This is a genomic window from Streptomyces sp. NPDC003042 (assembly GCF_053591315.1).
On the sequence record NZ_JBSFTP010000090.1, the window covers coordinates 14,710 to 28,822 of the forward strand.

The 14,113-nt window shown below is 71.6% G+C and carries 16 protein-coding genes; 4 read left to right on the top strand and 12 right to left on the bottom strand.

Going from position 1 to position 14,113, the window contains the following annotated elements:
• Nucleotides 1-4 precede the first annotated feature (4 nt).
• The 4 genes from ACWDYJ_RS31160 to ACWDYJ_RS31175 form a co-directional block, all read right to left on the bottom strand.
• Nucleotides 5-880 carry an SRPBCC family protein gene (locus tag ACWDYJ_RS31160; RefSeq protein WP_451568949.1) on the bottom strand — a complete coding sequence of 292 codons (876 nt, stop codon included), beginning with the start codon at nucleotides 878-880 and terminating at the stop codon, nucleotides 5-7.
• A 64-nt stretch (nucleotides 881-944) separates the two neighbouring features.
• Nucleotides 945-2,582, bottom strand: a complete 1,638-nt coding sequence (locus ACWDYJ_RS31165) for a polyamine aminopropyltransferase (RefSeq protein WP_451568950.1) — start codon at nucleotides 2,580-2,582, stop codon at nucleotides 945-947.
• A gap of 178 nt (nucleotides 2,583-2,760) precedes the next feature.
• Nucleotides 2,761-3,279, bottom strand: a complete 519-nt coding sequence (locus tag ACWDYJ_RS31170) for a DUF2617 family protein (protein WP_451568951.1) — start codon at nucleotides 3,277-3,279, stop codon at nucleotides 2,761-2,763.
• Between the two features lie 213 nt (nucleotides 3,280-3,492).
• The gene (locus tag ACWDYJ_RS31175; protein WP_451568952.1) at nucleotides 3,493-3,720 is read right to left on the bottom strand and encodes a hypothetical protein; all 228 of its coding nucleotides are present in this window, start codon (nucleotides 3,718-3,720) and stop codon (nucleotides 3,493-3,495) included.
• A gap of 277 nt (nucleotides 3,721-3,997) precedes the next feature.
• On the opposite strand from ACWDYJ_RS31175, the gene ACWDYJ_RS31180 reads away from it, so the two are divergent.
• Both ACWDYJ_RS31180 and ACWDYJ_RS31185 read left to right on the top strand, forming a co-directional pair.
• On the top strand, nucleotides 3,998-5,194 hold the full coding sequence (locus tag ACWDYJ_RS31180; protein WP_451568953.1) for a pyridoxal phosphate-dependent aminotransferase: 1,197 nt from the start codon (nucleotides 3,998-4,000) through the stop codon (nucleotides 5,192-5,194).
• A 3-nt stretch (nucleotides 5,195-5,197) separates the two neighbouring features.
• The gene (locus ACWDYJ_RS31185) at nucleotides 5,198-5,359 is read left to right on the top strand and encodes a hypothetical protein (protein WP_451568954.1); all 162 of its coding nucleotides are present in this window, start codon (nucleotides 5,198-5,200) and stop codon (nucleotides 5,357-5,359) included.
• Between the two features lie 18 nt (nucleotides 5,360-5,377).
• On the opposite strand, the gene ACWDYJ_RS31190 is transcribed toward ACWDYJ_RS31185, so the two are convergent.
• Both ACWDYJ_RS31190 and clpB read right to left on the bottom strand, forming a co-directional pair.
• Nucleotides 5,378-5,920 (bottom strand): YbjN domain-containing protein, encoded by a 543-nt coding sequence (locus ACWDYJ_RS31190; RefSeq protein ID WP_451568955.1) that lies wholly within the window; start codon nucleotides 5,918-5,920, stop codon nucleotides 5,378-5,380.
• Between the two features lie 145 nt (nucleotides 5,921-6,065).
• Nucleotides 6,066-8,651 (bottom strand): ATP-dependent chaperone ClpB, encoded by a 2,586-nt coding sequence (clpB, locus tag ACWDYJ_RS31195; RefSeq protein WP_451568956.1) that lies wholly within the window; start codon nucleotides 8,649-8,651, stop codon nucleotides 6,066-6,068.
• A gap of 109 nt (nucleotides 8,652-8,760) precedes the next feature.
• Here clpB and ACWDYJ_RS31200 point away from each other — a divergent pair, with 109 nt between their 5' ends.
• Nucleotides 8,761-9,165, top strand: coding sequence for a pyridoxamine 5'-phosphate oxidase family protein (locus tag ACWDYJ_RS31200; protein WP_451568957.1), 405 nt, complete (start codon nucleotides 8,761-8,763; stop codon nucleotides 9,163-9,165).
• A 147-nt stretch (nucleotides 9,166-9,312) separates the two neighbouring features.
• Here the strand turns inward: ACWDYJ_RS31200 and ACWDYJ_RS31205 are convergent, their stop codons facing one another.
• Both ACWDYJ_RS31205 and ACWDYJ_RS31210 read right to left on the bottom strand, forming a co-directional pair.
• On the bottom strand, nucleotides 9,313-9,627 hold the full coding sequence (locus ACWDYJ_RS31205; RefSeq protein ID WP_451568958.1) for a (2Fe-2S)-binding protein: 315 nt from the start codon (nucleotides 9,625-9,627) through the stop codon (nucleotides 9,313-9,315).
• Nucleotides 9,627-9,959, bottom strand: coding sequence for a hypothetical protein (locus ACWDYJ_RS31210; RefSeq protein ID WP_451568959.1), 333 nt, complete (start codon nucleotides 9,957-9,959; stop codon nucleotides 9,627-9,629). Before ACWDYJ_RS31210 ends, ACWDYJ_RS31205 begins: the two co-directional genes overlap by 1 nt.
• Before the next feature lie 102 nt (nucleotides 9,960-10,061).
• Between ACWDYJ_RS31210 and ACWDYJ_RS31215 the strand changes: the two genes are divergently transcribed.
• Entirely contained in the window at nucleotides 10,062-11,072 is a 1,011-nt protein-coding gene (locus ACWDYJ_RS31215) for a helix-turn-helix transcriptional regulator (protein WP_451568960.1), read from the top strand.
• A 133-nt stretch (nucleotides 11,073-11,205) separates the two neighbouring features.
• Here ACWDYJ_RS31215 and ACWDYJ_RS31220 read toward each other — a convergent pair whose 3' ends face one another.
• The 4 genes from ACWDYJ_RS31220 to ACWDYJ_RS31235 all read right to left on the bottom strand — a co-directional run.
• On the bottom strand, nucleotides 11,206-11,670 hold the full coding sequence (locus tag ACWDYJ_RS31220) for a heat shock protein transcriptional repressor HspR (protein WP_451568961.1): 465 nt from the start codon (nucleotides 11,668-11,670) through the stop codon (nucleotides 11,206-11,208).
• Between the two features lies 1 nt (nucleotide 11,671).
• Nucleotides 11,672-12,853, bottom strand: a complete 1,182-nt coding sequence (gene dnaJ / locus ACWDYJ_RS31225) for a molecular chaperone DnaJ (protein WP_451568962.1) — start codon at nucleotides 12,851-12,853, stop codon at nucleotides 11,672-11,674.
• 45 nt (nucleotides 12,854-12,898) lie between these two features.
• A complete protein-coding gene (gene grpE, locus ACWDYJ_RS31230) occupies nucleotides 12,899-13,570 on the bottom strand; it encodes a nucleotide exchange factor GrpE (protein ID WP_451568963.1) in 672 nt (223 codons plus the stop codon).
• On the bottom strand, nucleotides 13,570-14,113 hold a 544-nt coding region (locus ACWDYJ_RS31235; protein ID WP_451568964.1), incomplete at its 5' end, for an Hsp70 family protein. The genes grpE and ACWDYJ_RS31235, both read right to left, overlap by 1 nt.

A 14,113-nucleotide genomic window follows, 5' to 3' on the forward strand; every position in this document is an offset into this window, starting at 1 on the left:
GGGCTCAGCGGCGGCGGCGCAACACCCGTCCCACCACGACCGCCGAGGCGAGGGCGAGGGCGGCGGCCGGGGCGATCCAGCGCAGGCTCGCTCCCGCGCCGACGGTGGAGGGGGCCGGGACCGGGGCGTAGCGGCCGCGCGGGGGTGCGTGGTCCACTTCCTCGGCGCTGCGGCCGATCATCGTGCGGCGGGCGTGGGCGGCCTCGGCCGGAGGGCGCGCCTCGCCCGGGTCACCGAGTTCCCCCAGGTCGCCGAGGGCCCCGAGGTCTCCTTCGAGGAAGGGGTCGAGGGACGGGGGCGGCACCTCGGCGTCGAAGACGGACGCGGTGACTTCGCTGCCCTCGTCCCCGCCCTCGGAAGCGTCGGCGTCCGCGTCGGCGGCCTCCTCGGCCTCGGCCACGGGATCCTGCCACTGCTCCGGCGCGGCGGCAGCGGCGGCAGCGGTGGCGGCGGCAGCGGCCAGGTTCGCGCCGAGCCGGTCGAGCAGCCGCCGGGCCGCTGTGGCGGCGGTCTCCGGCGCGAAGCCGGCGGCCCGCCCGTCGGCGGTGGCCTCGCCGGTGAACTCCAGCCGTGTCCCGCCTTCGTGCGGGACCAGCCGCAGCGTGAGCGAGAGGGCGACGGAGCCGCTGCCCCGCACCTCGGTGCCCTTGCCCTCGGCGTCGAAGTGGTCCGGGTCCCGCTCGGTGACGTGCAGCGCCCCCCGGTAGGTGACGGTGTTGCCGCCGACCCGCACCTTGAGCCGCCCGGACGCCGGCCCGGACGCGGACGCGGAGTCCGCGTCCTGCTGGAGCCCGGGTACGCAGCGCGCCACCCGGGCGGGGTCGCGCAGCACGGCGCGGAGGTCTTCTGCCGGTACCGGAACGAACACCTGATGCTCCATGCGGTCGAGCCTACCGACGAGACCCTCCCCTGCACACGGACGCGAGCCCTCGGTGTGGAGGTGTTCAGTAGCGCGGGTGCGGGAGGGTCGAGGGCGGGAGCCCGGCCGGGCGGCTCCGCTCGGCGTCCCGGGCGGCGTCCTGGAGCGCCCGCGTGGACACCTCGCGCAGGGCGGGCGTACCCCCGTCCACCCGCAGCTCGGGGACCCGCTCGCGGGCGGCGAGTACGAAGCCCCAGTCCTGCGCCGGCCTGCCGGCGCCACCCACGCTGCGGTCCGGTCCGGCGGCGAAGCCGGAGAGGCGGCCGCCGGAGCCGTAGGGGGTGGTGAGCAGGCCGGCCGCGCGCAGGGTGGACTCGACCGTCCAGTACGTACGCGGTCGCGTGGTCAGCGGCCCCGCGTGCACCGCGATGCGGCCGCCGGGGTTCAGGGCGCGCGCGGCCAGCCCGTAGAACTCCTGCGAGTACAGCTTCGTGCTGGGGGTGATGCCGGGGTCGGGGAGGTCCGAGACGATGACGTCGAACCCGTGCCGCGCGGCCTGCCCCCGCAGCCAGCGGAACGCGTCCTGCGTGACGACCCCGAGGCGGGGGTCCTCGAACGCCCCGCCGTTGAGGGCGGAGAGCATCGGGTCGGTGCGGGCGAGGCGGACCACGCCCGGGTCCAGCTCGACGACGGTGACGGAGGCGACGTCGGGGTAGCGCAGCACCTCCCGGGCGGCGAGCCCGTCGCCGCCGCCCAGGACCAGGACGCGGGCGTGCGGGCCCGTCATCACGGGATGGACCAGGGCTTCGTGGTAGCGGTACTCGTCGTATCCGCTGACCCGCAGCCGCCCGTCGAGGTACAGCTCCAGGGAGCGCGGGGAGCCGGTGGACGGCCCGGTCAGCACCAGTTCCTGGACCCCGGTCCGTACGGCGACCCGCACCTCCCCGCCGTAGACGGCGCGGCGGGCGAGCCGCTCGAAGTCGTCGGCGAGCAGCGTCGCGGAGCCGAGCACGGCGAACACGGTCACGTTCGCGGTGATCAGCAGCCAGCGGCAGCGCCGGCTGAGGTCGCGGCGGAAGAGCCACAGGACGAGGCCGCCGCCGACGGCCGCGTTGACCGCGCCGGTGAGCAGGGCCCCGGTGAGCTGCCCGAGCAGCGGGAGCAGCAGGAACGGGAAGGCGAGGCCGCCGACCAGGGCGCCCACGTAGTCGGCGGCGAACAGATCGGCGACGGCCCCGCCCGCGTCCTGTCGGCGGATCCGCTGGATCAGCACCATCAGCAGCGGGATCTCGGCGCCGATGAGCACCCCGATCGCGAAGGAGAAGGCGACGAGCGCGGGCCGCGACTCCCCCAGCCAGGCGAAGCTCGCGTACAGCGCCATGGCGGAGAACCCGCCGAGCAGGGCGAGTCCGGCCTCGATGGCGCCGAAGCCGAAGGCGGGCCGGCTGCGCAGCCGTTTGGCGAGGAGCGAGCCGACCCCCATGGCGAAGACCATGACGGAGAGCACGACGGACGCCTGCGTGACGGAGTCGCCGATGAGGTAGGAGCCGAGGGCGAGCAGCTCCAGCTCGTACACCAGCCCGCAGGCGGCGCAGACGAACACGGTGGCCAGGACGAGGAGTCGGCCGGTCCGGGGCCGTACGGGCAGGGCGGCCGGGACGGTCTGCACACCCCGCGGCTCCGGCGCCGGCAGCACCCCGCGGGGGGCGGAACGGTCGATCATGCAGCGAACCGTACGTCACCACCCACCGGCACCCTGTCACCCACATGGGTGCAAGTGGCGTGCGCGCCCGGCCAGTTGGCGTAATGGCCGCGCAAGCCTCCTGCCCCTGAACCGGACCCGGACCGGGACCGGGACCGGGACGCGACCGGCCCGGACCTGGACAGGCCGCGACGGGGACCTAGACGGCCGCTCCCATGCGTACGCCCACGCGGGTGCGCGTGGCGACCAGTTGACCCTCCTGCGGGTACGCGTGCCAGGTCCGCCAGCGCACCTGGCCCTCGTAGCTCTGCGCCAGCATGGCGGTGAAGGCGTGCGGGCTGCCCGGGAAGGTGCCCGCCAGCCCGTTCGGGTGGTCCGCGACCAGCGCGAGCAGTTCCTGGGCGCGCCCGGCGAAGGAGCCGCGCGAGAGGGTCTCGACGCGCGCGGCGAACTCGTACTCCCAGTCACCCACCCGCTTCGCCACGCCGAGGGGCAGCGGCGTACTGCTGCCGGGCATGCAGGCGACCGTCTCCGAGCAGAGCACGTCGCCCTGTTCCAGGAGCACCTGATGGGAGGCTCCGAGCAGGCGCAGCTCCACCTTCGCGTCCGCGAGCTGGAGGTTCAGTACGGCCAGGGCGGGCAGCCGGTCCCGTCCCAGGGCCCAGGCGAGATCGTCGGCACGCGTGTCGGTGTAAGTGGTCTGGAGGGTCGTGAGCATGAGTCGGCTCCGCAAACGCGCGAGGGAGAGGGGCCGGGGCCCGCCGGCAAAGGTCAACGGGTGGGGGGACACCGGCACGGGTCCGCAGGAAGTCCAGGAGGTCCGAGGACTGGTCTACTCAACCGAGGGAATCATGAAAGGCACGGCACTCACAGCGCATTTACCCAACTTGACGGGGTTTACATCCCCCCGGGGGCTACCCGGTTCAGGTGTTCAAGAACATGCCGCCCGTACGCCGTAGCGCTGAGCCGAACAAGAAGACGCCCGACGGAAGTTGTCCCCGTCGGACGCCCCGTTCACAAGGGCCGGGCGCCTGGTCAGCACCCGCCCCCGCAGGAAGACGACGACCCGCAGGACGAGGACGAAGAGCCGCAGGAGGAGGAACTGCCGCTCGAACAGGAACTCGTCGAACCGGACGACGAAACACCGCCGACGGCCCACCAACTGGTGTCGGACGCGCTGCTCCGTCCGTGCGTACGGGGCGCGGTCCCGCGCTTCGCCAATGCCACACGCCTGCTGCGGGACTGCGCGGCCAGGATGCCGCCCCCGATCACCACCACCACACTCACGATCACGACGGCCAGGATCATGTCCTCGCCCCTTTCTTCCACCCCGGTCCCCCGGGGCCCGGGATCCCCTGCGTCCCGTGTGAAGGGGGGATGCCCCCCGGCCACCAGCGCCAAAGCACACTTGAGCAACTCCAGAGGTTCCCCCCAGGATGGCGCCCATGAACGCACCCGTGAGCAGCAGCCGCCCCAGCAGCCGCCCCTTCCTGAACCGCCGTCTGGCGGCCTTCGGCACCACGATCTTCGCGGAGATGTCGGCGCTGGCCGCCCGCACCGGGTCCATCAACCTCGGCCAGGGTTTCCCCGACACGGACGGCCCCGCCGAGATCGCCGAGGCGGCCGTGCGCGCCATCCGCGACGGCAAGGGCAACCAGTACACGCCGGCCCCGGGCGTCCCGGAGCTGCGCACCGCGATCGCCGAGCACCAGCGGCGCTTCTACGGCCTGGCGTACGACCCGGACACGGAAGTGCTCGTCACCGCCGGGGCGACCGAGGCCATCGCCGCCTCCCTGCTCGCCCTCCTCGAACCGGGTGACGAGGTCATCGCCCTCGAACCGTTCTACGACTCCTACGCCGCCTGCATCGCCATGGCCGGCGCGGTCCGCGTCCCGCTCACGCTGCGCGCCCCGCACTTCCGCCCCGACCTCGACGCCCTGCGGGACGCCGTCACCCCGCGCACCCGCCTGCTCCTGCTGAACACCCCGCACAACCCGACGGGCACGGTCCTCACCCCCGAGGAGCTCGCCGCCATCGCCGAGCTGGCGGTGGAGCGGGACCTGCTCGTCGTCACGGACGAGGTCTACGAGCACCTGGTCTTCGAGGGCGGCCACACCCCTCTCGCCTCGCTGCCCGGTATGCGCGAGCGCACGGTCACCATCTCCTCGGCCGGGAAGACCTTCTCCTTCACCGGCTGGAAGGTCGGCTGGGTCACCGCCCCGCCCGCCCTGGTCTCGGCGGTCCGCTCGGCGAAGCAGTTCCTGACCTACGTCTCCTCCGGGCCCTTCCAGTACGCCATCGCCGAGGCCCTCGCCCTCCCGGACGCCTACTACGACACCTTCCGCGCGGACCTCGCCGCCAAGCGCGACATCCTCGCCGACGGCCTGACCGCCGCCGGGTTCGAGGTCTACCGACCCCAGGGCACCTACTTCATCACCACGGACGTCTCCCCGCTGGGCGAGAAGGACGGCCTCGCCTTCTGCCGCGCCCTGCCCGCCCGCTGCGGCGTGGTCGCCATCCCGAACCAGGTCTTCTACGACGACCGGTCGGCCGGGGCCACCCAGGTCCGCTGGGCCTTCTGCAAGCAGAAGGACGTCCTCCAGGAGGCCGCGGACCGCCTGCGGCGGCTCTAGGCGGTGCTGCCGCCAGTCGGCGTGTACCGGGTCGGCGAGCGGCCGCTCGCCGCCGTCATGGCGAAAGCCCGGCCCCGCACCGCGGTCGTGGTGACCGGGTGCCTGGCCGGGCTCTCGTACGGCTACGGGGTGTACCTGCTCCTCGTGGCGCGCGTACCGCTGTGACGCATGGCGCTGTGACGACTACTCGCCGTCGTCGTCCTTCTTCTCGTCGCCCCCGGGGGAGTCGACGTCCTTCTCCAGTCCGAGCTGCTCCAGGAGCCACTTGTCGAACTCGATGGACGCGCGGACCCAGCTGACCGTGGAGGACACGAAGTGCTCCAGGTTGACGCCGGTGCCGATCAGCATCTGCGCCTCGCCGATCAGCCGGACGGAGCCGTCGTCGTGGGTGTGGCTGTAGACCTTCGGCCACAGGGTGCGGCGGTTCCAGTCGTCGATCGACTCGAGCAGCTGCGGCTTCTCGTCGATCGCGTGCGGACGGTCGTAGAAGGTCCGGACGGAGAAGACCTGCTGCTCGTCCTCACCGCGGAACATGAAGTACGTCCGGAAGTCCTCCCACGGCGCCGCGAGGTCACCCTCGTCGTCGACGACGTACTTGAGCTCCATCTGCTCCAGGAGCTGCTTGACCAGGTCCTGGTCGGGGACGACGGGGCCCGCCGGTCCTGTGGCCTGCGGATCGGGCTGCTGCCCTCCGAAGTTCGGAATCGAGGCCGGGTCGATGCTCACCGTGTACTTCCCTTCGTGCGGATACTCGCCATCCTCCCCCATCGCGCATACCCCCTGTCCACCCCCGCACGCGCGATCCGCTCCGGGCGGACAGGAGTAGGACGCGGGTAAGGGCCGCGGCCGTCGGCCGCGGCCCCCGTCCCGCCTACGTCGCGCGGCCGACCAGCAGGTCCTCGCCCGCCACGTCCACCCGTACGGTGTCGCCGTCCTTGACCTCGCCCGAGAGGATCTCCTTGGCCAGCCGGTCGCCGATGGCCGTCTGGATCAGGCGGCGCAGCGGGCGCGCGCCGTACGCCGGGTCGTTGCCCTTGTCCGCCAGCCAGGCCAGCGCCTCGGGCGTGACGTCCAGCGTGAGCCGGCGGTCGGCCAGCCGCTTCGCGAGGCGGCCGACCTGGAGCTCCGCGATGTGCGCCAGCTCGTCGCGGCTCAGCGCGGAGAAGACCACCAGGTCGTCCAGGCGGTTGAGGAACTCCGGCTTGAAGCTCGCCCTGACCACCTTGAGGACCTGCTCGCGCTTCTGCTCCTCGCTGGTCAGCGGGTCCATGAGGAAGGTGCTGCCCAGGTTCGAGGTCAGGACCAGGATGGTGTTGCGGAAATCCACCGTCCGGCCCTGGCCGTCCGTGAGGCGGCCGTCGTCCAGGACCTGGAGCAGGATGTCGAAGACCTCGGGGTGGGCCTTCTCGACCTCGTCCAGCAGGATCACGCTGTACGGGCGGCGGCGGACGGCCTCGGTGAGCTGGCCGCCCTCCTCGTAGCCGATGTAGCCGGGAGGCGCGCCGACGAGCCGGGCCACGCTGTGCTTCTCGCCGTACTCCGACATGTCGATCCGGACCATGGCCCGCTCGTCGTCGAAGAGGAAGTCGGCGAGCGCCTTGGCCAGCTCGGTCTTGCCCACGCCCGTCGGGCCGAGGAAGAGGAACGAGCCCGTCGGGCGGTCGGGGTCGGCGATCCCGGCGCGGGTGCGGCGTACGGCGTCCGAGACGGCCCGTACGGCCTCCTCCTGGCCGATCAGGCGGCGGCCCAGCTCCTGCTCCATGCGCAGCAGCTTCTGGGTCTCGCCCTCCAGGAGGCGGCCGGCCGGGATGCCGGTCCAGGCGCCGACCACGTCCGCGATGTCGTCGGGGCCGACCTCGTCCTTGACCATCGTGTCTTTCGCGACTTCGGCCTCGGCCTCGGTCGCCTCCACCAGCTCGCGCTCCAGCGCCGGGATCTCCCCGTAGAGCAGCTTGGAGGCGGCGTCGAAGTCGCCGTCACGCTGCGCCCGCTCCGCCTGTCCGCGCAGGTCGTCCAGGCGCTCCTTGAGCTCACCCACCCGGTTGAGGGACTGCTTCTCCTTCTCCCAGCGCGCCGTCAGGCCCCGCAGCTCCTCCTCGCGGTCCGCGAGGTCCTTGCGGATCTTGTCGAGACGCTCCAGCGAGGCCGGGTCCGACTCGTTCTTCAGCGCCAGCTCCTCCATGCGCAGCCGGTCCACCGAGCGCTGGAGCTCGTCGATCTCCAGCGGGGAGGAGTCGATCTCCATGCGCAGGCGGGACGCGGCCTCGTCGACGAGGTCGATGGCCTTGTCGGGAAGGAAGCGGGAGGTGATGTACCGGTCCGAGAGGGTGGCCGCCGCCACCAGCGCGCTGTCGTTGATCTGCACCTTGTGGTGGGCCTCGTAGCGGCCCTTGAGGCCGCGCAGGATCGCGATCGTGTCCTCGACGGACGGTTCGGCGACCAGCACCTGCTGGAAGCGCCGCTCCAGCGCCGCGTCCTTCTCGATCCGCTCGCGGTACTCGTCGAGGGTGGTCGCGCCGACCATGCGCAGCTCGCCGCGGGCCAGCATGGGCTTGAGCATGTTGCCCGCGTCCATGGAGGAGTCGCCGCCGGCGCCCGCGCCGACGACCGTGTGCAGCTCGTCGATGAAGGTGATGATCTGTCCGTCGCTGGACTTGATCTCGGCCAGGACGGTCTTGAGCCGTTCCTCGAACTCGCCGCGGTACTTCGCGCCGGCCACCATCGCGCCGAGGTCGAGGGAGACGAGCCGCTTGTTCTTCAGGGACTCGGGGACGTCGCCCTTGACGATGCGCTGGGCCAGGCCCTCGACGACGGCGGTCTTGCCGACACCGGGCTCGCCGATGAGCACCGGGTTGTTCTTCGTACGGCGCGACAGGACCTGCACGACGCGCCGGATCTCGTGGTCGCGGCCGATGACCGGGTCGAGCTTGCCCTCACGGGCGGCTGCCGTGAAGTCGGTGCCGAACTTCTCCAGGGCCTTGTACTGGCCCTCGGGGTCGGGGCTGGTCACCCGCCGTCCTCCTCGTGCGTTCTCGAAGGCGGCCAGCAACTTCTTCGCGGTCGCGCCCTGGGCGGAAAGGACCTCACCGGCCGGTCCGCCCTTGGCGGCGATGGCGATGAGGAGGTGTTCGGTGGAGAGGTACTCGTCGCCGAGCCTGCCCGCCTGCGCATCCGCCTCGGCGAGGACGGCCAGCAGGTCGCGGGTGGGCTGCGGGGGCGCGACCGTGGAGCCGGTCACGCTGGGCAGGGCGGCGAGCAGCCGGTCGGCGCCGGCCCGTACGGCGGCCTGGTCGGCGTCGGTCGCGGCGAGCAGGTCGATGATGTTCTCGTTGTCCTGGCCGGCGAGCAGGGCGAGCAGCAGGTGCGCGGGGGTCAGGTCGGCGTGACCGTCCTTGACGGCCCTGCTGGTGGCTGCGTTCAGGGCGTCCCGGCTCTTGTTGGTCAGCTCGGCGTCCATGTGTGACTTCTCCTCTCCGGAGGGGTGGTCAATCGCGTAGATCTGACAGAATCAGCTTCTGCAAAGTTGAGTCTATTCCACTCAAGGGCGCGCCCGTACGCTTCGACGCATGTCCCATGACGTACTCAACCCGACGCCCGAGTACCTCGCCTTCTGGCGGGAGCGGCACGTCTGCACCCTGACCACCCCGCGGCCCGACGGCACTCCGCACGTGGTGCCGGTGGGCGTGACGTACGACCCCGGGGCGGGGCTCGCGCGGGTGATCAGCAGCAAGAACAGCAAGAAGATCCGCAACGTCCTGGAGGCGCCCGGCGGCTCGGCGCGGGTGGCGGTGTGCCAGATGGCCGGCAGGCGCTGGGCGACCCTGGAGGGGCGCGCGGTGATCCGTACGGACGAGGCGTCGGTCGCCGACGCGGTGGCGCGCTACGCGGAGCGGTACGGGCGGGTGCCGTCGCCCAACCCCGACCGGGTGGTCCTGGAGATCACCCTGGACCGGGCGATGGGCCGGGCCTGAGGCACGCGGCGGGCCGGCTCTTCCCGTTGATTGTCCGGTTCAACCACTGGACGCGGACATCACAACGGCGCCATCGTGGTCAGGTCCACGATGGCGCCGTTGTGTGGGGGAAGCGCCTGAGCGATCTGCAACGACGGGGGAATCGCTTCAGGCACTGCGGGGGGTGGCGGCGGTGATATCGGGTTCGAAGAGCTGGTGGTCACGCTGATCGAGATTGACGAAGACCATGCCGTACCGCACTTCGCAGCGGACGGGCTGCGGTGCGCCCCGGGGGCGGCGCAGGCAGCGGTAGGCGCGGACGTCCTCGTCCTCCTCGCGTACGACGACGATCGGCTGGCCGAACAGGGTGATCATCAACGAGTCGCCGGCGTACGGGATGGCGGTGGCGAGATCGATGAACTGCCATCCGGACCGGTACGCCGAAGCCATCTCGCGCCGGAAGTTCCGGTCGTCAGGGGTCATCAGACGGCCTTCAGAGGCGCCGTGTTCCAGCCGCTGTCGGATTCACCGGCGGGAGCGGTGTTCCACCCGCTGTCCACCGGCACGATGTTCCAGCCGCTGTCGGACTCACCGGCGGGAGCGGTGTTCCACCCGCTGTCCACCGGCACGATGTTCCAGCCGCTGTCGGGCTCACCGGCGGGGGCGGCGTTCCAACCGCTGTCCACCGGTACTGTGTTCCAACCGCTGTCATTGGCCAGACTCCCCGCATCGCCGTGGACGGCGCTGACTGCCCCAAAAACCGCAACAGCGGAGAAACCAACGGCAAGCGCCGAGCGAAGCATTCTCTTGTACATGGTCGGCTTCGTCCTCACTTGATGGAATCCTCTCCCCCGCACGTCAGACCATGGCTCATTCAGGCACGTTACGGCCACAGGGACGATGCATCATGTTCTTGCATGTTCAGGACCCTGGGGGGTGGAGATTTGCCCATAAGAGACACAAACCCGACACATCCCCACCCCGTCACATCTCTGTGCGACGAGGGGGCACGCCTTTATGCGGCGGCGCTGACCACCGGTAGGGTGCCGCGGAGCGAAGTGGAAACCGTCCCCTGCCTGCTTGAATTCGCTCTGCTGCGACCCGATCCGGACGACGCGAACCAGCTCCGCGCGGTTCCCCCTGCCGTCGCGCTGGCCCAGCGACTGCATCCCCTGGAGCGGGAGATCCAGGACCGGCGGCGCACTGCCGTCGACCTCACCGATGCATTCGAGCCGTTCCTGACCATCAGCGCCCAGAGCCCCGCCAACACCCACGCCATCACGGTGCTGGAGGGATTCGACCAGATCAACGCCGCCCTGGACCTCGCCACGGCCGAGTGCCACACGGAGATGCTGACGGTCCAGCCCGGCGGGGCGCGGCCCTCCTACGCCCTCAGCGAGGCCCTGGAGCGCGACGCGCCGCTGATCGACCGCGGAGTGAGCATCCGGACCCTCTACCAGCACACGGCGCGGCACAGCCAGGGCACGCTCGCCTACGTGGACCGGATCTCCACGGGCAAGGTCGAGATCCGCACCCTGGAGGAGCTGATCGAGCGCCTCATCGTGTTCGACCGCACCGTGGCCTTCATCCCCGTCAGCGACGACCGCCGCGTCGCGCTGGAGCTGCGCCACCCCGGCCTGGTCGACTACCTCATCAAGGTCTTCGAGCAGCTGTGGCGCCGCGCCGTGCCGCTGGGCGAGGAGGTCAAGTACACCCACATGCCGGACGGGATCTCGGGCGTGCAGCGCTCCATCGCCCAGCTGCTGGTCGAGGGGCACGTGGACGAGGCCATCGCGCGCCGGCTGGGGATGAACGTACGGACCTGCCGTACGCACATCGCCAAGCTCGCCACGGCCCTCGGCAGCGGCAGCCGCGCCCAGCTGGGCTACCTGATCGCCCAGTCCGGCATCCTGACGGCCCACGAGTAGCGTGGCGCCGCCCGCGGGCGGACGCCGAAGGCCCCGCCCGGATCACTCAGGGCGGGGCCTTCTCGCGCGTGCTGGGGCGCTCGGTCCGGGGCGGTCGGGCCGGGCGGTCAGTCAGGACGGTCAGTCCGGGCGGTCAGTCCAGGGGACGCTTGGGACGCCAGACGACCAGCGCGTTGCCCGGCTGCGGCGGCTGGTACGGGACCAGGTCGCGGCGGTACGAGGCGTGGACCTGGGCCTCCCGGGCCTGGAGCGTGGCCGCCGCGCCGTCCACGGCCGCGGCGAGCTCGGCCACGCGCTGCTGGAGCGCGGCGACCTGGTTCTCCAGCTCGATGATCCGCTTGATTCCCGCAAGGTTGATGCCCTCGTCCTGGGACAGCGCCTGCACCGTGCGCAGCAGCTCGATGTCCCGGGCGGAGTAGCGCCGGCCGCGGCCGGCCGTACGGTCCGGGGAGACCAGACCGAGGCGGTCGTACTGGCGCAGGGTCTGCGGATGCAGGCCCGAGAGCTGGGCGGCCACCGAGATCACGTAGACCGGGGTGTCGTCGGTCAGCTGGTACGCACCACTGCCCAGACGGGTCTGGCGTCGGCGGCCGTCCATGTCATGCTCCCTTCGCGGACTCGAACAGAAGGGCGCGCGGGTCCTGGGAACCCGTCGCGTCGCGGTACATCTCCAGGGCCTCGCGGGCCTTGTCGGACAGCTCCGTGGGGACCGTCACCTCGACCGTGACCAGCAGGTCGCCGCGGGTGCCGTCCTTGCGGACCGCACCCTTGCCGCGGGCCCGCATCGTACGGCCGTTGGGGGTGCCCGGCGGGAGCTTCAGCGTGACCGAGGGGCCGTTCAGCGTCGGGACCTTGATCTCGGCGCCCAGGGCCGCCTCCGCGAAGGTCACCGGGACGGTCACCGTGAGGTTGTCGTCCCGGCGGCCGAACACCGCGTGGCTGTCGACGTGGACGACGACGTAGAGGTCGCCCGCCGGGCCGCCGCGCTCGCCCGGAGCGCCCTTGCCGCGCAGCCGGATCCGCTGGCCGTTGGAGACGCCCGCCGGAATCCTGACCTGCATGGTCCGGGAACTGCGGGCCCGCCCACTGCCCTTGCAGACCTCGCAGGGGGTCTCCGCGATCAGACCGCGGCCCTTGCAGTCGGCGCAGGGGTCGGTCAGCGAGAAGCCGCCGCCGCTGCCGCGCGAGACCTGGCCGGTGCCGACACAGGTCGGGCACACCCGGGGGGTGCCGTTCTTGTCGCCGGTGCCGGAACAGGCCTTGCAGGGCGCCTGGGAGGACATGCGGAGCGGGACCGTGGCCCCGTCCACCGCCTCCGTGAAGGACAAGGTGACCTCGGACTCGATGTCCTGGCCGCGGCGCGGCTGGACACGGGTGCCCGTACCGGCGCCGGCGCCGCGGTTGAACAGGCCGCCGAAGACATCGCCCAGACCGCCGCCGAAGCCGCCGGCCTGACCGGCCTGGGTCCCTCCGAAGAGGTCGCCCAGGTCGAAGTTGAACGAGCCGCCGCCCGCGCCCGGCGGACCGGCGCGGAAGCCTCCGTTGCCGAACAGCGCGCGGGCCTCGTCGTACTCCTTGCGCTTCTTGGCGTCGCCGAGGATGTCGTTCGCCTCGGAGATCTCCTTGAAGCGCTCCTCGGCCGAGGCGTCGCCCTTGTTGGCGTCCGGGTGGAACTCGCGCGCGAGCTTCCGGTACGCCTTCTTGATCTCGGCCTCGGTCGCGTCCTTCGGGACACCGAGGACCTTGTAGTAGTCCTTCTCGACGAAGTCCTTCGTGCTCATCCCCGGTGGCCCTCCTCTCGGATCCCTGTCCCTACATGTTCGACGTCAGCCCTCGTCGGGAGCATCCGTGTCCTTGTCGGACGGCGTGTCGCCGTCCGCGGACTCGGACTTCGCGGCGGGCGCCGCCCCCGGCTGGGGCTCGGCCACCGCGACCCGCGCGGGACGGATCGTACGCTCGCCGATCCGGTACCCCGGCTGCAGGATCGCCACGCAGGTCGTCTCGGTGACGTCCGGCGCGTACGAGTGCATCAGGGCCTCGTGGATCGTCGGGTCGAAGGGCTCGCCCTCCTTGCCGAACTGCTGCAGCCCCATCTTGGCGGCGGCCGTCTCCAGCGATTCGGCCACCGACTTGAAGCCGCCGACCAGCTCGCCGTGCTCCCGCGCCCGGCCGATGTCGTCCAGGGTCGGAAGGAGTTCGGTCAGGAGGGACGCGACCGCGATCTCCTTGACGGCGATCCGGTCCCGCTCCACCCGGCGGCGGTAGTTCTGGTACTCCGCCTGGAGCCGCTGGAGGTCCGCGGTGCGCTCGGCGAGTGCGGTACGGGCCTGGTCCAGCTGCGCCAGCAGAGCAGTCTCCTGCCCATGGCCTTGAACTGCGTCCCCGGCGGGGGCCGCCTCCTCCTGAGAGGAGTCGGCGGCCTTCGGCTCGACGTCGTCCGCGTCGGCGCCGGCGGGGACTTCGGGCTTCTCGTCGAAGCCCGGCGTCTCCTCCGACATCAGACAGCGCCACCCTTCGGCTTCTCGTCGTCGACGATCTCGGCGTCGACGACATCGTCTTCGGCCTTCGCCTGCTGACCACCCTCGGCGCCGGCAGCGCCCTGCGCGGCCTGGGCGTCGGCGTAGATGGCCTGGCCCAGCTTCTGGCTGACCGCGGCGAGCTTCTCGGTCGCGGTACGGATCTCGGCGGCGTCCTCGCCCTTGAGCTTGTCCTTCAGCTCACCGACGGCCGTCTCGACCTCGGTCTTGACGTCGGCCGGGACCTTCTCCGTGTTGTCGACGAGGAACTTCTCCGTCTGGTAGACGAGCGCCTCACCCTGGTTGCGGGACTCGGCGGCCTCGCGGCGGCGGTGGTCCTCCTCCGCGTACTGCTCGGCCTCCTGCCGCATCCGGTCGACCTCGTCCTTGCCGAGCGAGGAGCCGCCGGTGACGGTCATCTTCTGCTCCTTGCCCGTGCCGAGGTCCTTGGCCGTGACGTGCATGATGCCGTTGGCGTCGATGTCGAAGGAGACCTCGATCTGCGGGATGCCGCGCGGGGCCGGC